Raw genomic sequence first — 22,441 nt, forward strand, 5'->3', positions numbered from 1 at the left:
GAATTATCCTGGTCGATTTCGCTGCCGCTATTCTGGCTGGCATAGCCGTGATATTCTTGCGCGTTGACTATTTTCGGTCATCTTTTCGATTCAGAAGCCTTCATTCACATGACTATGTTGCAGTTCTACAAACGTTCACAGCATCTCGTTCTGATCGCGTTGACGGTATTCATCCTTATGCTTTCCTGTCAGTCGGGAGCGCTTGCCCGCGCGACGACGAGCGGCGATCTGCCGTCGAAAGCCGATGTGCAAAGCCAACTAGACGCGCTCAATAAGCAAAAAGACCTTTCTGCGCAGGATAAACTGGTTCAGCAAGATCTCATTGATACTCTCTCCACGCTGGAGAAAATCGACCGGGTAAAAGATGAGACGGTTCAGTTACGTCAGAAGGTCGCACAAGCGCCTGAGAAAATGCGCCAGGCGTCAGCCGCTCTGAATGCGCTAAGCGATGTCGACAATGATGAAGAAACGCGTAAGACGCTGAGCTCGCTATCATTACGTCAGTTAGAACAACGCGTTGCGCAGGCGCTGGACGATCTCCAGAACGCCCAGAACGATCTCGCGACCTACAATAGCCAGTTGGTGGCACTGCAAACCCAGCCTGAACGTGTACAAAATGCAATGTACACCGCCTCCCAGCAGCTTCAGCAAATTCGTAACCGGCTGGACGGGACCAACGTTGGCGAAGGCGCATTGCGTCCCACGCAGCAGGTGCTTTTACAGGCGGAGCAAGCGTTACTGAATGCGCAAATTGATCAACAGCGTAAGAGCCTTGAAGGTAATACGGTTTTGCAGGATACCCTGCAAAAACAGCGCGACTACGTGACCGCAAACAGCAACCGGGTTGAGCACCAACTGCAACTGTTGCAGGAGGCGGTTAACAGCAAACGTCTGACCTTGACTGAAAAGACCGCGCAGGAGGCGATGTCTCCCGACGAAACGGCGCGCATTCAGGCCAACCCATTGGTGAAACAAGAGCTTGAAATAAACCATCAGCTTAGCCAGCGTTTGATTACCGCGACCGAGCATGGCAACTCGTTGATGCAGCAAAATATCAGGGTCAAGAACTGGCTTGATCGTGCATTACAGTCAGAACGAAATATCAAAGAGCAGATCGCGGTGCTCAAAGGCAGTCTGCTGCTGTCGCGTATTTTGTACCAGCAGCAACAAACGCTACCGTCAGCCGATGAACTCTCTGATATGACCAACCGTATTGCGGATCTGCGTCTGGAGCAGTTCGAAGTAAACCAGCAGCGTGACGCGCTATTCCAGAACGATGCCTTCGTCGCCAAACTGGAAGAAGGGCATGCCAGCGAAGTTAATCCGGAAGTACATGATGCGCTGCTCCAGGTGGTCGATATGCGCCGGGAACTGTTGGACCAGTTGAATAAGCAACTGGGGAATCAACTGATGATGGCGATTAACCTGCAAATTAATCAGCAGCAGTTAATGAGCGTGTCGAAAAACCTGAAAGAAATCCTGACGCAGCAAATCTTTTGGGTGAACAGTAACCGTCCAATGGACTGGGACTGGATCAAAGCGTTCCCACAAACGCTTAAAGATCAGTTCAAGGCGATGAAAATTACCGTCAACTGGGAGAAAGCCTGGCCTGCGGTATTTATTGCTTTTCTGGCCGGGTTACCGCTGCTGTTAATTGCCGGACTGATTCGCTGGCGTCTGCAATGGCTGAAAGCGTATCAGCAAAAACTGGCCTCGGCCGTCGGTTCGTTACGTAACGACAGTCAATTGAATACGCCGAAAGCGATTCTCATTGATCTCATTCGCGCCTTGCCAGCGTGCCTGCTGATCCTTGCTGTTGGGCTGATCCTGCTGACGATGCAGCTCAATATCAGTGATCTGCTGTGGGCCTTTAGTAAGAAACTGGCTATTTTCTGGCTGGTCTTTGGTCTCTGCTGGAAGGTGCTCGAAAAAGAAGGTGTCGCGGTGCGTCACTTCGGCATGCCTGCGCAACTGACAAGCCATTGGCGTCGCCAGATTGTGCGCGTGAGCCTCGCGCTGCTACCGCTGCATTTCTGGTCCGTGGTGGCTGAACTCTCTCCGCTTCATCTGATGGATGATGTGCTGGGGCAAGTGGTTATTTTCTTCAACCTGCTGCTCATTGCTTTTCTGGTGTGGCCAATGTGCCGCGAAAGCTGGCGTGATAAAGAGTCGCACGGCCTGCGCCTGGTGACAATCACGGTGCTGTCTATTATTCCCATTGCCCTGATGGTGCTGACGGCAACCGGCTATTTCTATACCACCCTGCGTCTGGCGGGACGCTGGATTGAGACGGTCTATCTGGTCATCATCTGGAATCTGCTTTACCAGACGGTGCTGCGTGGGTTAAGCGTGGCGGCACGGCGTATTGCCTGGCGTCGTGCGCTGGCGCGTCGACAGAATCTGGTAAAAGAGGGCGCCGAAGGGGCAGAACCACAGGAAGAACCTACCATTGCTCTGGAGCAGGTCAACCAACAAACGCTGCGTATTACCATGCTGTTGATGGTGTCTCTGTTTGCTGTGATGTTCTGGGCGATATGGTCTGATCTGATCACCGTGTTCAGCTATCTCGACAGCATTACGCTCTGGCACTACAACGGTACCGAAGCGGGTGCCGCCGTAGTGAAAAACGTCACAATGGGCAGCCTGCTGTTTGCCATTATCGCCTCCATGGTGGCGTGGGCGCTAATCCGCAACCTGCCGGGTCTGCTCGAAGTGCTGGTATTATCCAGGTTGAAGATGCGCCAGGGGGCATCGTATGCCATTACCACCATCCTCAATTACATCATTATTGCCGTTGGCGCGATGACAGTCTTCGGCTCGCTGGGCGTGTCGTGGGACAAATTGCAATGGCTGGCGGCGGCGTTATCGGTAGGTCTGGGCTTTGGTTTACAGGAGATCTTCGGAAACTTTGTCTCCGGCCTGATTATTCTGTTCGAACGCCCGGTGCGGATTGGCGATACGGTGACCATTGGAACCTACTCTGGGACCGTCAGTAAGATCCGTATTCGTGCGACAACAATTACCGATTTCGATCGCAAAGAGGTGATCATTCCGAACAAGGCGTTCGTCACTGAGCGGTTGATCAACTGGTCGTTGTCAGATACCACCACGCGTCTGGTGATCCGCATTGGCGTGGCCTACGGCTCGGATCTGGAGAAAGTGAAGAAAGTACTACTACAGGCTGCGATGGAACATCCAAAGGTGATGCACGATCCGGAACCGGCGGTTTTCTTTACCACCTTCGGCGCCAGCACCCTGGATCACGAACTGCGTTTGTACGTGCGTGAACTGCGCGATCGCAGCCATACGGTGGATGAACTGAACCGTGCCATCGATCGTCTGTGCCGCGAAAATGATATCGACATTGCCTTTAACCAGCTTGAAGTGCATCTGCACAACGAGAAGGGTGATGAGGTAACGGAAGTGAAACGCGAGATTAAAGGCGATGATCCAACGCCTGCGGTAGGATAAACGAACAGGGGCGGCGTAATGTCGCCCCTTTCGGTATCAGTGTGACAGCGTGGCGAGTTCTTCGGCTGTCAGCCCGGTAAGACGGGAAATGACGGCGTTTTCCATTCCATCGTCCAGCATTTTGCGCGCGATGGCCTGGCGGCTTTTAGCTTCACCGACCTCTAGTCCCTGCTTTATGCCCAACGCTATACCTTCAGTTCGTCCTTTTTCTTCCAGCCATTCGGCAATCGTCATCAGTTGTTCCTTATACTGAGGCGCACTTTCGGCCAGTTGGCGGATCAGCGCACCGGGGTCTGAGGTGCTCCCTGCTTTGACCATATAGTTTATCAACACGTCGAGTTGCGGATCGGTCAGGCTTTGTTGAGTTAACAAGGTAATTAATTGATCCAGTAATTCGCTCAGATCGCGTTGGCGAATATGCTTTTGCAGGAGTTCCAGCATCGCAATTCGTTGATGCTGCAAAATTTGATTATCCGGTATTACCGTCAGGTCCACCAGCGGAAATTCGCTGTTGTACAGCGCTTTTGCCATCTCTGGTTCACTAAACAAATTTTGCCAGTTGAGGCTATAAGGCCAGGGGGTATTTGTTCCCTGATAAAAGAGGATGGGGACGACAAGCGGCAAGGTTTTATGTCCGGCATCCAGGTGCCGCTGCATGGCGGCAATGGCGTAGCGCATCAACCGGAACGCCATGAATTTATCGGTAGAGCTTTGATGTTCAATCAGCGCGTATACGTATCCGGGTCCCTGCTTTGTCTCTAAAGAATAGAGAATATCAGAGTAGCGATTGCGCAAGTTTTCTTCGACAAAACTTCCGGATTCCAGTTTTAAGGAATCCAGATTGCAAATTTCGAGGAAGTTATTGGGGAGGTGAATCTGCAGAAAATCGCGGGCCACGGTTTTCTGCGCCAGCATATTTCTGAAAACCGCATCGTGTGGTGAAGTGGGAAGTCGTTCCATGATCCATCCGTTGGTTGCAGGGTGTGGCGGCGAATTTGCCATCCACCATGACAACCCACCAGACGGCAATCACTCACTTTGCGAAGCGTTTTCCGCACTTTTTAATTTGTTTTCATAATCGCGCATAACAATCTCGAGCGCACGTAGCACGGTTCGGGCAGGAAGTTGATTCTCTTCCAGCAGTGCAATTAAATCGACGGCCAGTTTGACCTCATCCGGGGCGTTTTCAAGGGACATAGATTCTCCGGTGATTAGCGGGTTAATCGTGCAAGAATGCGTTCGATATTGTCGAGCGCGTGACGACACCGCGCCAGGCGGCCTTCATACATCTCAACTTCGCGGCGTAGCGTCTGTTGCTCAGTCAGACTAGTGGTCTGGGCAAGCCGTGCCCGGCGCTCATCGGTCATTTCCAGCAGACGGCGTTCAAACTCCTGGTGTTGAATGCGCCTGCGCTGCCAGTGCGCAATGCCCGGCGAGGCTCTGTCCCACTCTCTGAGGGACCAACTGGCAGTTTCACGGGCGATGGCTTCTAACTGCGACGCCAGATGCTCCGCCAGCCAGGCAACCTGCGGCAGCTGTTGCTGTTCCACAGCCAGACGTAGTGCGTGAAGATGGTTTTCCGCTTCTTTCAGACAATCCTGAAGCAACGTGCTGCGCGTCTGAAAAAGGTGGCGATCGAAACGGGGACTGATTGTCGCATGCTGCGCTACCGGTGCGCAGCGTTGGCGCAGAAGAGCGAGTTGTTGTTCCAGCTTTTGTAGCAGCGCGGCGGTTTTCAATGTAACACTCCGATGAAAATGATAACTGTTATGCTAAAGTAGCGTTCTGGTTTGCGACATGCCTTTATTATGCAACGAATCCTTCTGATCATCACGGGCTGGCTGGCGGTCGTCCTCGGGACACTGGGCGTCGTATTGCCCCTGTTGCCCACAACGCCTTTTATCCTGCTGGCTGCCTGGTGTTTTGCCCGTTCATCGCCGCGTTTTCACGCGTGGTTGCTGTATCGTTCGTGGTTTGGCAGCTATCTGCGCTTCTGGCAGAAATATAAGGCCATGCCGCGAGGCGCAAAGCCCCGCGCGATTATACTGATTCTGATTACCTTCGGCGTCTCTTTGTGGCTAACGCCAATGATATGGGTTCGGATCCTGCTGTTAGTTATTCTGAGCTGTTTGCTGATATTTATGTGGCGAATTCCCGTGATTGACGAAAAGCAACAAAAGCACTGAAGCACAATAATCGCGGTTGCAATTACAGGCCGTAGCCAGTAAATTCGACCGTTTTCGAGCACAGGCACGCCTGGTCAAAGGTTAAACAGATGTAACTTTGACCCCATTTTCATGCGCGTGTCGTGAAGTAACACCGTATTTATCAGGCACACACTTATGACCGCGACTGCACAGCAGCTTGAGTTTCTCAAAAATAGCATCAAAAGCATTCAGGACTACCCGAAACCGGGCATTCTTTTCCGTGATGTCACCAGCTTACTGGAAGACCCGAAAGCTTACGCTCTCAGCATCGACTTGCTGGTCGAGCGTTACAAAAATGCGGGCATTACCAAAGTTGTCGGTACCGAAGCGCGCGGCTTTCTGTTTGGTGCGCCGGTAGCGTTGGGTCTTGGCGTGGGTTTTGTTCCGGTTCGCAAACCGCGCAAACTGCCGCGTGAAACCATTGCCGAAAGCTACGAACTGGAATATGGCACCGATCAGCTGGAAATCCACATGGATGCAATCCAGGCGGGGGATAACGTGTTGGTGGTTGACGATTTACTGGCCACGGGCGGGACGATCGAAGCGACCGCGAAATTGATTCGTCGCCTCGGCGGGGAAGTGAGCGACGCGGCATTTATCATTAATCTGCCCGATCTTGGCGGCGAAAAACGCCTGGAAAACCTCGGTATTACCTGCTATTCGCTCGTCGCATTCCCGGGACATTGATCCCGCCTTTCGCAACCTCGCTCATTGAGTGAGGTTGTGTTAGCATTCCTCCCTATGTATCCACCTTCCAGCGTTTCAGAGCCAGCCCATGAGTTATCAGGTTTTAGCCCGAAAATGGCGCCCACAAACCTTTGCTGACGTCGTCGGCCAGGAACATGTACTGACCGCACTGGCGAACGGTTTGTCGCTAGGGCGAATTCATCATGCCTATCTGTTTTCTGGTACCCGGGGCGTCGGGAAAACCTCTATTGCCCGTTTGCTGGCGAAGGGGCTGAATTGTGAAACGGGCATCACCGCGACACCGTGCAGCGTCTGCGATAACTGCCGTGAAATCGAGCAGGGACGATTTGTCGATCTGATTGAGATCGATGCCGCGTCGCGTACCAAAGTTGAAGACACCCGTGACCTGCTGGATAACGTTCAGTACGCACCTGCGCGCGGTCGTTTCAAGGTTTACCTGATCGACGAAGTGCACATGCTGTCTCGCCACAGTTTCAACGCGCTGCTCAAAACCCTTGAGGAGCCGCCTTCACACGTTAAGTTCCTGTTGGCGACAACCGATCCACAAAAGCTGCCGGTGACCATTCTGTCTCGTTGCCTGCAGTTCCACCTCAAGGCGCTGGATGTCGATCAGATTCGCCATCAGCTTGAGCATATTCTGACTGAAGAAAAGATCGCTTCTGAACCCAGAGCCCTCCAACTGCTCGCGCGCGCGGCTGACGGTAGTCTGCGAGATGCGCTCAGCCTGGCCGATCAGGCGATTGCCAGCGGTGATGGACAGGTTTCTACCCAGGCCGTGAGCGATATGCTCGGCACGCTGGATGACGACCAGGCGCTGTCGTTGGTTGAAGCGATGATTGCCGCCGACGGTGAGCGCGTTATGACGCTGGTGAACGAGGCTACCGCTCGCGGGATCGAGTGGGAAGCACTGTTAGTCGAGATGCTGGGTCTGCTACACCGTATTGCGCTGGTTCAGCTATCTCCTGCCGCGTTAGGCAGCGACATGGCGACAATTGAAGTGCGGATGCGCGAACTGGCGCGCACGGTGCCGCCAACCGATGTACAGCTTTATTACCAGACGCTGTTGATTGGGCGTAAAGAACTTCCTTACGCGCCTGACCGGCGGATGGGCGTAGAAATGACGTTACTGCGTGCGCTGGCGTTTCACCCGCGTATGCCGCTACCGGAACCCGATGTTCCACGCCAATCCTTTGCTCCTGTAGCCCCGACGGCGGTCATGACGCCAACCCAGGTTGCACCACAACCAGCGCCAGCACAGCAGACGCCGGCGGTACCGTTGCCAGAGTCAACCAGCCAGGTGCTGGCGGCGCGCAACCAACTTTTGCGTGCGCAGGGAGCAACCAAAGCAAAAAAGAGTGAACCGGCAGCCGCAACCCGCGCGCGGCCGGTGAATAACGCTGCGCTGGAAAGGCTGGCTTCGGTCACCGATCGCGTGCAGGCTCGTCCTGCAGCATCTGCCCTTGAGCAGGCTCCGGCGAAGAAAGAAGCTTATCGCTGGAAAGCGACAAATCCCGTCGCTGAAGTGAAAGAGGTTGTTGCCACGCCGAAAGCGCTGAAAAAAGCGCTTGAGCATGAAAAAACGCCGGAACTGGCGGCAAGGCTGGCAGCGGAAGCGATTGAACGCGATCCTTGGGCGGCGCAGGTGAGTCAACTGTCACTGCCGAAACTGGTGGAACAGGTGGCACTCAACGCCTGGAAAGAAGAGAACGGTAATGTGGTCTGCCTGCACTTGCGTTCCAGCCAGCGACATCTTAATTCCAGCGGCGCACAGCAGAAGCTGACCGAGGCCCTGAGCGCCTTAATGGGATCAACGGTTGAATTGACCATCATTGAAGATGATAATCCGGCGGTGCGCACGCCGCTGGAGTGGCGTCAGGCTATTTATGAAGAGAAACTTGCGCAGGCGCGTGAGTCGATAATCGCGGATAACAACATTCAGACGCTGCGTCGGTTCTTCGATGCCGATCTGGACGAAGAGAGTATTCGCCCCATTTGATCGTAAGCGGTGCTTACGGTTGTCATCCCTTAACGTGATTGAGAGAGAAGCCTATGTTCGGTGGTAAAGGCGGTCTGGGTAACCTGATGAAACAGGCCCAGCAGATGCAAGAAAAGATGCAGAAAATGCAGGAAGAAATCGCGCAGCTGGAAGTGACCGGCGAATCTGGCGCAGGTCTGGTGAAAGTGACCATCAACGGCGCGCATAACTGCCGCCGCGTGGAAATTGATCCAAGCCTGCTGGAAGATGACAAAGAGATGCTGGAAGATCTGGTTGCTGCTGCGTTTAACGATGCTGCACGTCGCATTGACGAAACTCAGAAAGAAAAAATGGCTTCTGTCTCTTCCGGCATGCAGTTGCCGCCAGGCTTTAAGATGCCGTTCTGATGCAAACCAGCCCGCTGTTAACTCAGCTTATGGAAGCTCTGCGCTGCTTGCCGGGCGTTGGCCCGAAGTCGGCGCAGCGTATGGCGTTTACGCTACTTCAGCGTGACCGCAGCGGCGGGATGCGTCTGGCGCAAGCCCTCACCCGGGCAATGTCGGAAATCGGCCACTGTACCGATTGCCGCACCTTCACCGAACAGGAAGTCTGTAATATCTGTTCAAACCCGCGTCGCCAGGAAAATGGTCAGATTTGCGTGGTGGAGAGCCCGGCGGATATCTATGCGATTGAACAGACCGGCCAATTTTCCGGGCGTTACTTCGTGCTGATGGGGCATTTGTCGCCGCTTGACGGTATTGGGCCGGATGATATTGGGCTCGACAGGCTGGAGCAGCGGCTCTCTTCAGAGTCGCTTACGGAAGTGATCCTCGCGACCAACCCGACGGTCGAAGGGGAAGCCACGGCCAACTATATTGGCGAGCTTTGCGCTCAATATGGCGTAGAAGCCAGCCGTATCGCGCATGGCGTACCGGTAGGCGGTGAACTGGAGATGGTGGATGGTACTACGCTGTCGCACTCTCTGGCTGGGCGTCACAAGATTAAATTCTGAACAAATGGAGGCTGCATACGCGGCCTCCGCTTGATTTTTTACCCGCTTGTCCCCATTTCCCTCTCAACGTGTTTTTACCATTAAAAATGGCATTGTTGAGGTAGATCTACATGAAAGGACAAGAAACTCGTGGTTTTCAGTCAGAAGTTAAACAGCTTCTGCACCTGATGATCCATTCTCTGTATTCCAATAAAGAAATCTTCCTGCGTGAGCTTATCTCTAACGCCTCAGATGCGGCAGACAAGCTGCGTTTTCGCGCGCTGTCGAATCCGGACCTCTATGAAGGTGACGGTGAGCTGCGTGTGCGCGTCTCCTTCGATAAAGATAAGCGTACGTTGACCATTGCCGATAACGGCGTGGGGATGAACCGTGACGAAGTGATCGATCATCTGGGGACTATCGCGAAGTCCGGCACCAAATCTTTCCTCGAGTCCATGGGCTCTGACCAGGCGAAAGACAGCCAGCTGATTGGGCAGTTTGGCGTTGGTTTCTATTCCGCGTTTATCGTGGCGGATAAAGTCACCGTTCGTACCCGTGCCGCTGGCGATAAGCCGGAGAACGGCGTGTTCTGGGAGTCTGCGGGTGAAGGGGAATACACCGTTGCCGATATCACTAAAGACGATCGCGGCACCGAAATCACCCTGCATCTGCGTGAAGGGGAAGACGAATTCCTCGATGACTGGCGCGTGCGTTCCATCATCAGCAAGTATTCCGACCATATCGCATTGCCGGTAGAGATTGAAAAACAGGAAGAAAAAGACGGGGAAACCGTCGTTACCTGGGAGAAAATCAACAAAGCTCAGGCGCTGTGGACCCGTAACAAAGCGGAAATTAAAGAAGACGAGTACAAAGAGTTCTACAAGCACATCGCGCATGACTTCACCGATCCGCTGACCTGGAGCCACAATCGCGTAGAAGGGAAGCAGGAGTACACCAGCCTGCTGTATATCCCTTCGCAGGCACCGTGGGATATGTGGAACCGCGATCACAAGCATGGCCTGAAATTGTACGTGCAGCGTGTCTTCATCATGGACGACGCTGAGCAGTTCATGCCGAACTACCTGCGCTTCGTGCGCGGTCTGATAGATTCTAACGATCTGCCGCTGAACGTCTCTCGTGAGATCCTTCAGGACAGCACCGTGACGCGCAACCTGCGCAGCGCCTTAACCAAACGCGTTCTGCAAATGCTGGAAAAACTGGCGAAGGACGATGCGGACAAATACCAGACTTTCTGGCAGCAGTTTGGCCTGGTGATGAAGGAAGGTCCGGCGGAAGATCACGCCAACCAGGAAACGATCGCGAAGCTGATGCGTTTTGCGTCCACGCATACCGATTCTTCCGCGCAGACCGTCTCGCTGGAAGACTATGTCTCCCGCATGAAAGAAGGGCAGGAGAAAATCTACTACATCACTGCCGACAGTTATGCGGCAGCGAAGAGCAGCCCACACCTGGAACTGCTGCGTAAGAAAGGCATCGAAGTTCTGCTCCTTTCCGATCGCATCGACGAGTGGATGATGAACTATCTGACCGAATTTGACGGTAAGTCATTCCAGTCTGTGGCAAAAGCTGACGAATCCATCGATAAGCTGGCGGATGACGTTGACGAGTCGGCAAAAGAAGCGGAAAAAGCGCTGACGCCGTTCGTTGAACGCGTGAAAAATCTGCTGGGTGACCGCGTGAAAGAGGTGCGTTTAACGCACCGTCTGACCGATACCCCGGCGATTGTCACGACTGACGCTGACGAAATGAGCACCCAGATGGCGAAACTGTTTGCCGCTGCGGGCCAGGCTGTGCCGGAAGTGAAATACATCTTTGAACTGAACCCGGATCACGTGCTGGTAAAACGCACCGCAGACACCCAGGACGAAACCCAGTTTAAAGAGTGGGTGGAACTGCTGCTGGATCAGGCGCTGTTCGCCGAGCGCGGTACGCTGGAAGACCCGAACCAGTTTATCCGTCGTATGAACCAACTGCTGGTTTCCTGATTTCGATTGTCATGTGATGCCGGATGGCGTTGACGCTTATCCGGCCTACACCCTCTTTTTGATCGTAGGCCGGATAAGGTGTTTACACCGCCATCCTGCAATTTCTCTCCTTATTTTCAATTTTCCCGCCTTTAACCGTTTCAGCGCAGAGTGCCTTCCTTGAGCCAAATGCGTGATGGTGGTATCGTTTAGCGCTTTTTTAAAAATATCGACAACCTTTAAGGGGATTTTCGTAATGCGTATCATTCTGCTTGGCGCTCCGGGCGCGGGTAAAGGAACTCAGGCTCAGTTCATCATGGAGAAATATGGTATTCCGCAAATCTCCACCGGCGATATGCTGCGTGCAGCTGTGAAATCTGGCTCCGAGCTGGGTAAAAAAGCGAAAGACATCATGGACGCCGGTAAACTGGTGACTGATGAGCTGGTGATCGCGCTGGTGAAAGAGCGTATCGCGCAGGAAGATTGCCGTAACGGTTTTCTGTTAGACGGTTTCCCACGCACGATTCCGCAGGCTGACGCCATGAAAGAAGCGGGCATCGTGGTAGATTACGTTCTCGAATTTGCCGTACCGGATGAACTGATCGTTGACCGCATCGTGGGGCGTCTCGTTCACGCTGCCTCTGGCCGTGTCTATCACAGCAAATTCAACCCACCGAAGGTTGAAGGCAAAGACGATGTGACCGGCGAAGAGCTGACCACCCGTAAAGACGATCAGGAAGAAACCGTGCGTAAGCGCCTGGTGGAATATCATCAGATGACTGCACCGCTGATTGGCTACTACCAGAAAGAAGCCGAAGCGGGTAACACCCATTACGCTAAAGTTGACGGTACTAAAGCCGTTGCCGACGTGCGTGCAGATCTGGAAAAAATCCTCGGTTAATTTCATACCGAAAATGCCGGATGGCGGTGTAAACACCTTATCCGGCCTACCGTTTCGTGTAGGCCAGACAAGCGTAGCGCCATCAGGCATCCTCCAAAATACCTTTCACAGCAATTAGTTCTTCTTACGCGCTTTTCCGCTACAATTATCAACAATTTGAATGGAAAAGAGGCGGTAATGCGACATACGAAAACCGGTATTCTGCTGGCTAACCTCGGGACGCCTGAGGCACCTACACCTGCGGCAGTTAAATGCTATCTCAAGCAATTCTTAAGTGATAAGCGCGTCGTCGACACCTCTCCCTTGCTCTGGTGGCCGCTGTTACGTGGGGTGATTTTGCCGCTGCGCTCTCCGCGTGTCGCAAAGTTGTATCAGTCAATCTGGATGGACGGCGGTTCTCCGCTGATGGTCTATAGCCGTCAGCAGCAGCAGGCGCTTGCTGAGCGTTTACCGGATACGCCTGTCGCGCTCGGTATGAGTTATGGCTCGCCGTCGCTCGAAAGCGCGGTAGATGAACTGCTGGCCGATCATGTCGATCACATCGTGGTGTTACCGCTGTACCCACAATATTCCTGTTCTACGGTCGCTGCCGTCTGGGATGAGCTGGCGCGTATTCTCGAACGCCGACGCCATATTCCCGGTATTTCGTTTATTCGTGATTACGCTGATGACAGTGCCTACATTGATGCGTTGGTAAGCCGCGCGCGGGCATCATTTGCGGAACACGGCGAGCCGGATTTACTGCTGCTCTCCTATCACGGCATTCCGCAGCGCTATGCCGATGAAGGCGATGATTATCCGCAACGGTGTCGTGACACCACCCGTGAACTGGTTTCCGCCCTCGGACTGCCGCCGGAAAAAGTGATGATGACCTTCCAGTCTCGCTTTGGTCGTGAACCGTGGCTTACGCCGTACACCGATGAAACGCTCAAAATGTTGGCTGAAAAGGGGACGCAGCACATTCAGGTGATGTGCCCTGGCTTCGCGGCCGATTGTCTCGAGACGCTGGAAGAAATTGCAGTGCAAAACAAAGAGATCTTTCTCGAGGCCGGCGGTAAAAAATATGAGTATATTCCGGCGCTTAACGCCACGCCGGAACATATCGATATGATGCTGAAGCTGACCGAAGCGTATCGCTAGAGCTGGGATGTAAAGAAACGGGCGCCGTCGCGAAGAGCATCGTCGGCCGTTTTCATCACTCTTGAACAGTGGAGGAAGGAATGTAGCGTGCCGGGATACATTTTGTATTCACAGGGCTGTCGATGTGCCTGGAGTGTTTGAAAAAGCAGGCGGCTGTCGTCAATCAGTGGATCAAACTCAGCGCCAGCAATAAAGCAGGGCGGTACGTCACGCGTCAGGTCATTATTAAACAGGCAGTAATACGGGGACTCGCGGTCGTCTGCGTGACGCAAATACGCGTCTTCGTACATCCGTAGGTCCTCACGGGTCAACCCGTCCCAGACCCCGCCTAAAAGTCGGCGGCTGGGTGAGTCCTGTAAACCGTACAGGCCATACCATAACAACACGCCCGCAACCCTACCGCAGGTAATGTGTTTATCACGCATCCATAATACAGAGGCGAGCGCCAGCATCGCACCGGCGGAATCACCGGCAAAGCCGACCTGGGTCATATTGAGCTGATAATCATCGGCATGTTGATGAAAATAGCGGCTGGCAGCAACGGTTTCCTCAATGGCCTGCGGGAAGCGAGCCTCGGGCGATAGCGAATAATCAATGCCAATCACTGTGCATTGGGTGTAATTCGCCAGCAGTCGCATAATGCGGTCGTGAGTGTCCAGATTCCCCAGAATAAAGCCGCCACCGTGCAGATAAAACAGTGTTGCTTTACTCTCCGGCACGGGGCAATACAGGCGCGTGATTAGCTCGCCATACGCGCCAGGAATTGCATATTCACGCGTTGTCATTAGCGGCGCGTCTATGTTCCAGAAACGGCGCTCATGAAGATAATGCTGACGCATCGCGCTGAAATCATCGGCAGGGGGCCAGGGCGGTAAATCGTCCTGATTAGCGTTAAGCGCAGCACGCATCTCATCTGAAATGCAATCGAGGACGGGCAGTTTGTTTTCTGGGTTCATAAGACGCTCCTTGTATCATCGTCTCATTATAAAAAAATGAACACGGGAAACTGCGATCCCGCCGTCTGATATTGAAACTCTGTTGTCGCCAGGGGAATGTGCTACCATTCAGCGCTCAGTTAGCCACCCGTAAAAACAGCCATGAAATTTCCCGGTAAACGCAAATCCAAACACTATTTCCCCGTCAATGCGCGCGATCCACTGCTGCAGCAAATTCAGCCTGAAAACGAAACCAGCGCCGCCTGGGTTGTCGGTATCGACCAGACGCTGGTGGATATTGAGGCCAAAGTGGACGACGACTTCATCCAGCGTTATGGGCTAAGCGCAGGGCACTCGTTGGTCATTGAAGATGACGTGGCGGAAGCGTTATATCAGGAACTGGTGCGCGAAAATCTGATCACCCATCAGTTTGCCGGCGGTACCATTGGCAACACGATGCACAATTATTCCGTCCTGGCGGACGATCGCTCAGTGCTGCTGGGCGTAATGTGCAGCAACATTGAGATTGGTAGCTATGCCTACCGCTATCTGTGCAACACCTCGAGCCGAACCGATCTCAACTATTTGCAGGGCGTTGACGGGGCGATTGGGTGCTGTTTTACCCTCATTGGTGAGTCCGGTGAGCGCACGTTTGCCATCAGTCCTGGGCATATGAACCAACTGCGTGCAGAAAGTATTCCTGAATCGGTGATTGCCGGTGCGTCTGCGCTGGTGTTGACCTCTTATCTTGTCCGTTGCAAGCCGGGTGAGCCGATGCCGGAAGCGACAATGAAAGCCATCGAATTCGCGAAAAAACATAACGTACCGGTCGTGCTGACGCTTGGGACGAAATTCGTGATTGCCGATAACCCGCAGTGGTGGCAGGCGTTCCTGAAAGAGCACGTATCGATCCTGGCGATGAACGAAGAAGAGGCGGAAGCGCTGACCGGTGAGAATGATCCGCTGCTGGCCTCAGACAAAGCGCTGGACTGGGTGGATCTGGTTTTGTGTACCGCCGGACCAGTCGGGCTGTATATGGCGGGCTTTACCGAAGACGAAGCAAAGCGTAAAACGCAGCATCCGCTGCTGCCGGGCGCCATTGCCGAGTTCAACCAGTACGAATTCAGCCGCGCGATGCGTCATAAAGATTGCACCAACCCGCTACGCGTCTATTCACACATTGCCCCGTACATGGGGGGGCCGGAAAAAATTATGAATACCAACGGCGCGGGTGATGGCGCGCTGGCAGCGCTGCTGCACGATATTACTGCTAACAGCTATCATCGCACCAACGTACCGAACTCCAGCAAACATAAATTCACCTGGCTGACCTATTCGTCACTGGCTCAGGTGTGTAAGTATGCCAACCGGGTGAGTTATCAGGTGTTGAATCAGCATTCCCCGCGTCTGACACGCGGGTTACCGGAGCGTGAGGATAGCCTCGAAGAGTCGTACTGGGATCGCTAAGGCGTTGCCCGCTGGAGTAATGAGTAGGCCGGATAAGGCGTTCACGCCGCCATCCGGCAAAATGCCCGATGGCGGCGTGAAATGAAGCGGTTAACCCGGCACCACATTTCCCGCCGGTGGGGTTTGCAGCAGTTCCAGCATTGTGCGGGCGATTTCGCGCTCGCCCATCACCACCTGATTAGCGCCGCGCTCGGTAATATAATCCACTTCGTCGTCATAATGCGCGCGGGCGATAATCTCAATCTCCGGGCATTTCGCGCGAGCCGAGGCGACAATCTCACCAGCCTCATAACCGTTCGGAATGGTGAGGATCAGCCAGCGGGCGCATTCCAGATGCGCCAGTGACATAATCTCTTCATTGGCGGCATTCCCCAGCACCGCGCGAATGCCGCGTTCGCGCAGTTCGTCCACACGCGTCCGGGATGTTTCGATCACCACTAACGGAATGTCCGCCGCCATCAGTTTCTCACCCAGCAGGCTGCCGACGCGACCAAAGCCAACCAGCAGGGCATGGTTACAAATATCCACCGGGATCTGCTTCTCTTCTTCGATAGCCTCTTCCAGCGTCTGATCTTCCAGCGTCTCGGTTTTCGCGAGGTATTTTTCCAACAGAGCAAACAGCACCGGGTTAAGCATAATGGACAGGATCGCGCCCGCCAGCACCAGATTTTGCCCTTCCTGAGGAAGCAGATTCAGCGCCATACCCAGGCCTGCGAGGATAAAGGCGAACTCACCAATTTGCGCCAGACTGGTGGCGATGGTGAGCGCGGTACGCGGCGAGTGGCCAAACAGTCGCACCAGGAAGTACGCCGCGAGCGATTTACCAAAGATGATAATGGCCAGGGTTGCCAGGACGGCCAGCGGCTGCTGGATCAAAATCAGCGGGTCAAACAGCATGCCAACCGAGACAAAGAACAGGACGGCAAACGCATCGCGCAGCGGCAACGTGTCGTGCGCGGCGCGATGGCTGAGTTCGGATTCGTTTAACACCATCCCGGCAAAAAACGCGCCCAGGGCGAAGGAGACGTCAAACAGTTCAACCGCGCCAAAGGCGATACCTAACGCCAGCGCCAGTACGGCGAGGGTAAACAGTTCACGGGAGCCGGTCGCGGCGCTGCGGGCCATAATCCACGGCACCAGACGGCGGCCAACCAGCATCATAATGGCGATAAAGGCCACGACCTTGCCAATGGTGATGCCCATATCGACTGCCAGTGAGGCGAAGCCGACGTTACCTTTCTCTACCATGCCGGCAACCGCTGGCAGCAGTACCAGGGTCAGAACCATCACCAGATCTTCCACAATCAGCCAGCCGATGGCGATCTGCCCCCGCTGACTGTCAATAAGCTGCCGTTCTTCCAGTGCACGCAGCAATACCACGGTACTGGCGGTTGAAAGGCATAACCCAAAGACGATGCCGGTCATCAGCGACCAACCGAGGACCGCAGACAGCGCCATACCCAGGAGCGTGGCGACCCCAATCTGGGCGATAGCGCCTGGAATGGCGATCGACTTTACCGCCATCAAATCCTTTAAAGAGAAGTGCAAACCCACGCCGAACATCAGCAGGATGACCCCCAGCTCGGCGAGTTCCGGTGCCAGTTTCGTATCAGCGACAAAACCTGGCGTAAAAGGGCCGGCCAGAACGCCCGCTAACAGATATCCCACCAGAGGAGAAATACGTAGTTTATTGGCAAGCATGCCGAGGATAAAAGCGAGCACAAGGCCGCCAACAATGGTGGTAATAAGCGGGGTGGCGTGATGCATTCCGTCTCCTTTGGGTCAATGAATTCCAAAATTGCAGGTATTAGTTTATGACAATTTTAATCATTATGTATGTGAATAATTATTGAATTTTGAAGAAAACTGCAATTTAAGATAGAAAAGGCACGGATTGGAAAGCGTAGGGCAGGTAGGTAGAGCAAAGGCTTATGGATACTGGTGATGAGCGCGGCTAAAGTTTATGTTTAGCCGCGTAAAACTCAGGCTTTATGCCGGTTATCAGGTAAGAATATGGTGAGTATCCCCAGAAGCGGCAGGAAAGCACAGATTTTATAAACTAAGTCGATGCTGGTATGGTCTGCAACCAACCCCAACACTGCGGCTCCGAGACCACCCATCCCAAAGGCGAAGCCAAAAAAGAGTCCGGAAACCATACCAATACGACCCGGAAGTAGCTCCTGGGCATACACCAGGATGGCGGAAAACGCCGATGCAAGAATAAAACCAATAATGACGGTTAAAACCCCAGTCCAGTAAAGGGTTGCATAGGGCAAAATGAGCGTAAACGGTGCGACGCCGAGGATAGAGCCCCAAATAACGTATTTTCTACCAATCTTATCGCCCAAAGGCCCGCCAATCACTGTGCCGGCTGCCACGGCAAACAGGAAGGCAAACAGATGAATCTGCGCGTTTTGCACCGACAATCCGAATTTTTGCATCAGATAAAAGGTGTAATAGCTACTAATGCTCGCCATATAGAAATATTTCGAGAAAATCAGAATTAACAGGATGCTGACGGCGAGGATCACCTTATTGCGCGGGAGCGGATTAACAATCGTCGCTTTAGGTTTCCCTTTACTCATTCGATGCTGTGCAGCGTACCAGCGACTGATTTGCGCCAGAACGACAATCGCCAGCAGGGCGGCAAGCACGAACCAGGCAACGTTGCCTTTACCATAAGGCGCGATAATGACTGCCGCCAGTAACGGGCCGAGTGAACTGCCGAAGTTGCCGCCCACCTGGAAAATGGACTGGGCCAGGCCGTGGCGTCCCCCTGATGCCATCCGCGCCACGCGAGAGGATTCCGGATGAAAGACTGAGGAGCCAGTACCGACCAGCGCAGCAGCCAGCAGGACAGTACCGAAACTGCCCGCCAGCGCCAGCAGCACGAGTCCGCTGAGTGTGAAGCACATCCCTATGGGCAACGACCACGGCATCGGATATTTATCTGTCCAGTAGCCCACCACCGGCTGCAGGAGCGAGGAGGCTAACTGAAAGGTAAGGGTGATCATGCCTATCTGCATAAAGGTCAGCGAGAACTCGGCCTGTAAGAGCGGATAAATCGCCAGAATCAGCGACTGGATCATGTCGTTCAACAGGTGCGAAAGACTGATCGCTCCCAATATGCCAAAGGAGGTGCGTGCTTTTTGTGCCGACGCGGACGCACCGGGGATTGGTTGTGCGGATTGATTCGTTGCCATAGGTTCACTTCAATAATAATAAATGGTGCAGGTGAAAATTATTATCCAACTAACATACCTGCGGTCTGGGTTTGAAGGAAGTCTCAATTCTGAAAACATATTCGACTATTATTTCAGATAATTGTAATTTCTGCGGTTGAATTTACGTCAGGGAGAGAAAAGGACATGAAATTTTTGCAACGAGGTGTGGCGCTGGCGCTATGTGCGGCGTTCGCGCTGGTAAGCCAGCCTGCTCAGGCTTACGAACAAGATAAAACCTACCACATCACTATTTTGCATACTAACGATCATCACGGTCATTTCTGGCGTAATGAATATGGAGAATATGGTCTGGCAGCGCAAAAAACGCTGGTGGACGGCATTCGTAACGAGGTCGCAGCCAAAGGTGGAAGCGTGTTGTTACTTTCTGGCGGTGATATTAACACCGGCGTCCCGGAGTCCGATTTACAGGATGCCGAGCCTGATTTTCGCGGTATGAACCTGATTGGTTATGACGCGATGGCGGTGGGGAATCACGAGTTTGATAATCCGCTTACCGTGCTGCGCCAGCAGGAGAAGTGGGCGAAATTCCCGCTACTCTCGGCCAATATTTATCAGAAAAGCACCGGAGAGCGTCTGTTCAAACCCTGGGCTATCTTTAAGCGCCAGGATTTGAAAATTGCCGTGATTGGCTTAACGACTGACGACACCGCAAAAATCGGCAATCCGGAATTCTTCACAGATATCGAATTCCGCAAGCCTGCCGATGAGGCGAAAGTGGTGATTCAGGAACTGCAAATGAAGGAAAAGCCGGACGTCATTATTGCGACCACGCATATGGGGCATTATGACAATGGCAACCACGGTTCTAATGCGCCGGGTGACGTTGAAATGGCGCGTAGCCTGCCTGCCGGCGCGCTGGCGATGATTGTGGGTGGTCACTCACAGGATCCGGTGTGCATGGCTTCTGAAAACAAAAAGCAGGTAGACTACGTTCCGGGTACACCGTGTGCGCCCGATAAGCAAAACGGCATCTGGATTGTGCAGGCGCACGAATGGGGCAAATATGTGGGCCGCGCGGACTTTGAGTTCCGCAATGGCGAAATGAAAATGGTCAACTATCAGCTAATCCCGGTGAACCTGAAGAAGAAAGTAACCTGGGAAGACGGGAAAAGTGAGCGCGTACTTTACACCCCAGAAATTGCTGAAAATCAGCAGATGCTTTCGCTGCTGACGCCGTTTCAGAACAAAGGTAAAGCACAACTGGATGTGAAAATTGGCGCGGTGAATGACCGTCTGGAAGGTGATCGGAGCAAGGTTCGCTTCGTCCAGACCAATATGGCGCGTCTGATTCTGGCCGCGCAAATCGCGCGTACCGGTGCCGATTTCGCGGTGATGAGCGGTGGCGGTGTCCGCGACTCAATAGAAGCGGGGGACATCACCTACAAGAGCGTACTGAAGGTGCAGCCGTTCGGTAACATCGTGGTCTACGCTGACATGAACGGCAAAGAGGTGCTTGAGTATCTGACGGCAGTGGCGCAGATGAAGCCGGACTCCGGTGCCTATCCGCAGTTTGCCAACGTCGGCTTTGTGGCGAAGGGCGGTAAGCTCAGCGACGTTACGATCAACGGCGAGCCTGTCGATCCGGCGAAAACCTACCGTATGGCAACACTGAGCTTTAACGCCACCGGCGGGGATGGCTATCCGCGACTCGATAACCGTCCGGGGTATGTCAACACCGGCTTTATTGATGCCGAAGTGCTGAAAGAGTATATCCAGAAGAATTCACCGCTGGATGCGAGCGCTTATCAGCCGAAAGGCGAAGTCAACTGGCAGTAATATCACATTGCCGGATGACGGCATAAATGCCTTATCCGGCCTACAAAACCGTACCGTAGGCCGGATAAGCGAAGCGCCATCCGGCAACGACATCAAACTCAATCCCGTCGGGCAATGTCGGCAAATTTCGCATCCAGAATTTTCGCCAGATCGCCTGCCGCCAGTTCAATATCCAGCCCGCGCTTGCCGCCGGAAACATAAATGGTGTCAAAGGTCTGGGCGGGGGCGTCAATCAGCGTCGGCAGACACTTTTTTTGCCCCAGCGGGCTAATACCGCCTACCAGATAACCCGTTGTGCGCTGTGCGACCAGTGGGTCAGCCATATCGACTTTTTTCGCTCCCAGCGCCTTCGCCACTTTTTTCAGGTCCAGTTGACCGGCAACCGGCGTGACGGCAACCGCCAGATGTTTCATATCGCCATTCACCGCCACCAGCAGCGTCTTGTAAACCTGCTCCGGGTTTAATCCTAATTTTTTGACCACTTCATCGCCAAAGTTAGTCTCTGCCGGATCGTGATCGTAAGTGTGGATCTGAAAGGAAATGTTGTTTTTTTCAAGTAATTTAACGGCGGGCGTCATAGTGATTCTTCCTGACTCAGACAAAATTGGGTTAAAGCATACGTCTGACGATTGTCTAAAAAATAGCACCATCTTGCGCATTAGTATTGGCAGGATGCAGAGTTTGAGCGACAATCGACATACACCGCTGTTTAAAATGGCGGCATAATAATAATGATGAAATTCCTCTTTGACGGGCCAATAGCGATATTGGCCATTTTTTTAGCGCATCAGTTCCGGTAAATTCCCTTCTCCATACAGATGAAGCGCCCCCACGGCTACCACATACTGACCCGGCGGCAGCGCATGCAGGCGATCCCGCCACGCGAGATTACGCTGAAGCATCAGCACATCATAAAGTGACTGACTAAAGGTATTTGGCAGCGTCAGGTGGTTATCCTGCGGTGGCGCTTTCAGCCACCAGCTCATCATCTGTTGGAGCAATCTGGCATTGGTATGCCAGTGCGTCAGGGTATCGTCCAGCAGCGCCAGACCGTTATCCGGTAGCTCACACAGCAGCGCTATCTGGTTTGCTGCCCCCTCAAGTTCAATAACGGGCTTTTTGGCCTCTTTCGCCGCCTTTAATAGCTGGTAATCAATACCATACTCCGGGCGCAGCCCCAGCTGTTGTGCCTGGGTGGCCTGGAGTACCATTGCTATCTGCCAAAGCGGTTGGGTTGAGAACAGGGAAGAGGAGATCCCCAGCTCGTTGGTGGCTTTTTGCAGATTGCGAAGCTGCTCTTCATTCAGACGATCTTCCAGAGCGGCAAAGGTGGGTAAATCAGAAAACGGGCTGTCGTTGCCAGACACGTCTGCTTCGACAATCAGGGCGTCGGCATTCCTGAGTTTTTTGAGGAGCCTGGCTGGGAGGGGGGCCATATCATGACTGCCCATATGGATACTGCCGATCAGGTGGAAGTGGCGATGACCAGGAAGCGAAACGTCGACGGCAGGCCAGCTATAGCGATTACCGCGCAGGCCAGCGAAAAACGTTTTTACCCGGTAAAACAGATCCATACGACCTCCCTAAGTAGACCTCCATGCTAACGCGTGAATTACCAGGGTGCAATGCGGGAGTTGCCG

The 22,441-nt window shown here is 53.5% G+C and carries 19 protein-coding genes and 1 other annotated feature; of the genes, 11 read left to right on the forward strand and 8 right to left on the reverse strand.

Annotated elements, in window-relative coordinates; genetic code table 11:
* The first annotated feature begins 108 nt into the window (after positions 1 to 108).
* Positions 109 to 3,471, forward strand: coding sequence for a mechanosensitive channel MscK (gene mscK / locus HVY19_RS05650; protein WP_181683379.1), 3,363 nt, complete (start codon positions 109 to 111; stop codon positions 3,469 to 3,471).
* Positions 3,472 to 3,507: 36 nt separating this feature from the next.
* On the opposite strand, the gene HVY19_RS05655 is transcribed toward mscK, so the two are convergent.
* The 3 genes from HVY19_RS05655 to priC form a co-directional block, all read right to left on the reverse strand.
* On the reverse strand, positions 3,508 to 4,431 hold the full coding sequence (locus tag HVY19_RS05655) for an Rpn family recombination-promoting nuclease/putative transposase (RefSeq protein WP_181683380.1): 924 nt from the start codon (positions 4,429 to 4,431) through the stop codon (positions 3,508 to 3,510).
* Between the two features lie 69 nt (positions 4,432 to 4,500).
* A complete protein-coding gene (gene rsmS / locus HVY19_RS05660; protein WP_181683381.1) occupies positions 4,501 to 4,668 on the reverse strand; it encodes a pleiotropic regulatory protein RsmS in 168 nt (55 codons plus the stop codon).
* Between the two features lie 14 nt (positions 4,669 to 4,682).
* Positions 4,683 to 5,210 (reverse strand): primosomal replication protein N'', encoded by a 528-nt coding sequence (gene priC / locus HVY19_RS05665; protein ID WP_181683382.1) that lies wholly within the window; start codon positions 5,208 to 5,210, stop codon positions 4,683 to 4,685.
* A 69-nt stretch (positions 5,211 to 5,279) separates the two neighbouring features.
* Here priC and HVY19_RS05670 point away from each other — a divergent pair, with 69 nt between their 5' ends.
* From HVY19_RS05670 to hemH, 8 genes are all read left to right on the forward strand, one after another.
* Positions 5,280 to 5,657 (forward strand): DUF454 family protein, encoded by a 378-nt coding sequence (locus tag HVY19_RS05670; protein ID WP_181683383.1) that lies wholly within the window; start codon positions 5,280 to 5,282, stop codon positions 5,655 to 5,657.
* A 156-nt stretch (positions 5,658 to 5,813) separates the two neighbouring features.
* Positions 5,814 to 6,365: an adenine phosphoribosyltransferase gene (gene apt / locus HVY19_RS05675; RefSeq protein ID WP_181683384.1), complete on the forward strand. Its 552-nt coding sequence runs from the start codon at positions 5,814 to 5,816 to the stop codon at positions 6,363 to 6,365.
* 88 nt (positions 6,366 to 6,453) lie between these two features.
* The gene (gene dnaX / locus HVY19_RS05680; RefSeq protein WP_181683385.1) at positions 6,454 to 8,382 is read left to right on the forward strand and encodes a DNA polymerase III subunit gamma/tau; all 1,929 of its coding nucleotides are present in this window, start codon (positions 6,454 to 6,456) and stop codon (positions 8,380 to 8,382) included.
* Positions 7,715 to 7,779, forward strand: a sequence feature (DnaX frameshifting element). Its footprint overlaps the gene before it by 65 nt.
* 53 nt (positions 8,383 to 8,435) lie before the next feature.
* A complete protein-coding gene (locus HVY19_RS05685) occupies positions 8,436 to 8,768 on the forward strand; it encodes a YbaB/EbfC family nucleoid-associated protein (RefSeq protein ID WP_181683386.1) in 333 nt (110 codons plus the stop codon).
* On the forward strand, positions 8,768 to 9,373 hold the full coding sequence (gene recR, locus HVY19_RS05690) for a recombination mediator RecR (RefSeq protein WP_181683387.1): 606 nt from the start codon (positions 8,768 to 8,770) through the stop codon (positions 9,371 to 9,373). The genes HVY19_RS05685 and recR overlap by 1 nt, the downstream gene beginning before the upstream one ends.
* Positions 9,374 to 9,483: 110 nt before the next feature.
* Entirely contained in the window at positions 9,484 to 11,358 is a 1,875-nt protein-coding gene (htpG, locus tag HVY19_RS05695; RefSeq protein WP_181683388.1) for a molecular chaperone HtpG, read from the forward strand.
* Positions 11,359 to 11,593: 235 nt separating this feature from the next.
* A complete protein-coding gene (adk, locus tag HVY19_RS05700) occupies positions 11,594 to 12,238 on the forward strand; it encodes an adenylate kinase (protein ID WP_181683389.1) in 645 nt (214 codons plus the stop codon).
* 177 nt (positions 12,239 to 12,415) lie between these two features.
* Positions 12,416 to 13,378, forward strand: a complete 963-nt coding sequence (gene hemH / locus HVY19_RS05705; protein ID WP_181683390.1) for a ferrochelatase — start codon at positions 12,416 to 12,418, stop codon at positions 13,376 to 13,378.
* Here the strand turns inward: hemH and aes are convergent.
* Positions 13,375 to 14,334, reverse strand: coding sequence for an acetyl esterase (gene aes / locus HVY19_RS05710; protein WP_181683391.1), 960 nt, complete (start codon positions 14,332 to 14,334; stop codon positions 13,375 to 13,377). The genes hemH and aes overlap by 4 nt on opposite strands.
* A 141-nt stretch (positions 14,335 to 14,475) precedes the next feature.
* Between aes and gsk the strand changes: the two genes are divergently transcribed.
* Positions 14,476 to 15,780: an inosine/guanosine kinase gene (gene gsk / locus HVY19_RS05715; protein WP_181683392.1), complete on the forward strand. Its 1,305-nt coding sequence runs from the start codon at positions 14,476 to 14,478 to the stop codon at positions 15,778 to 15,780.
* A 90-nt stretch (positions 15,781 to 15,870) separates the two neighbouring features.
* On the opposite strand, the gene ybaL is transcribed toward gsk, so the two are convergent.
* A complete protein-coding gene (ybaL, locus tag HVY19_RS05720) occupies positions 15,871 to 17,547 on the reverse strand; it encodes a YbaL family putative K(+) efflux transporter (protein WP_181683393.1) in 1,677 nt (558 codons plus the stop codon).
* A 215-nt stretch (positions 17,548 to 17,762) separates the two neighbouring features.
* On the reverse strand, positions 17,763 to 18,983 hold the full coding sequence (gene fsr / locus HVY19_RS05725; protein ID WP_181683394.1) for a fosmidomycin MFS transporter: 1,221 nt from the start codon (positions 18,981 to 18,983) through the stop codon (positions 17,763 to 17,765).
* 165 nt (positions 18,984 to 19,148) lie between these two features.
* Between fsr and ushA the strand changes: the two genes are divergently transcribed.
* The gene (ushA, locus tag HVY19_RS05730; protein WP_181683395.1) at positions 19,149 to 20,801 is read left to right on the forward strand and encodes a bifunctional UDP-sugar hydrolase/5'-nucleotidase UshA; all 1,653 of its coding nucleotides are present in this window, start codon (positions 19,149 to 19,151) and stop codon (positions 20,799 to 20,801) included.
* A gap of 98 nt (positions 20,802 to 20,899) precedes the next feature.
* Here the strand turns inward: ushA and ybaK are convergent, their stop codons facing one another.
* Both ybaK and HVY19_RS05740 read right to left on the reverse strand, forming a co-directional pair.
* Positions 20,900 to 21,379: a Cys-tRNA(Pro)/Cys-tRNA(Cys) deacylase YbaK gene (gene ybaK, locus HVY19_RS05735; protein WP_181683396.1), complete on the reverse strand. Its 480-nt coding sequence runs from the start codon at positions 21,377 to 21,379 to the stop codon at positions 20,900 to 20,902.
* 201 nt (positions 21,380 to 21,580) lie between these two features.
* Entirely contained in the window at positions 21,581 to 22,375 is a 795-nt protein-coding gene (locus HVY19_RS05740; protein WP_181683397.1) for a TraB/GumN family protein, read from the reverse strand.
* Between the last annotated feature and the right edge of the window lie 66 nt (positions 22,376 to 22,441).

This window comes from Citrobacter sp. RHB25-C09 (assembly GCF_013836145.1).
Taxonomy (GTDB): domain Bacteria; phylum Pseudomonadota; class Gammaproteobacteria; order Enterobacterales; family Enterobacteriaceae; genus Citrobacter_A.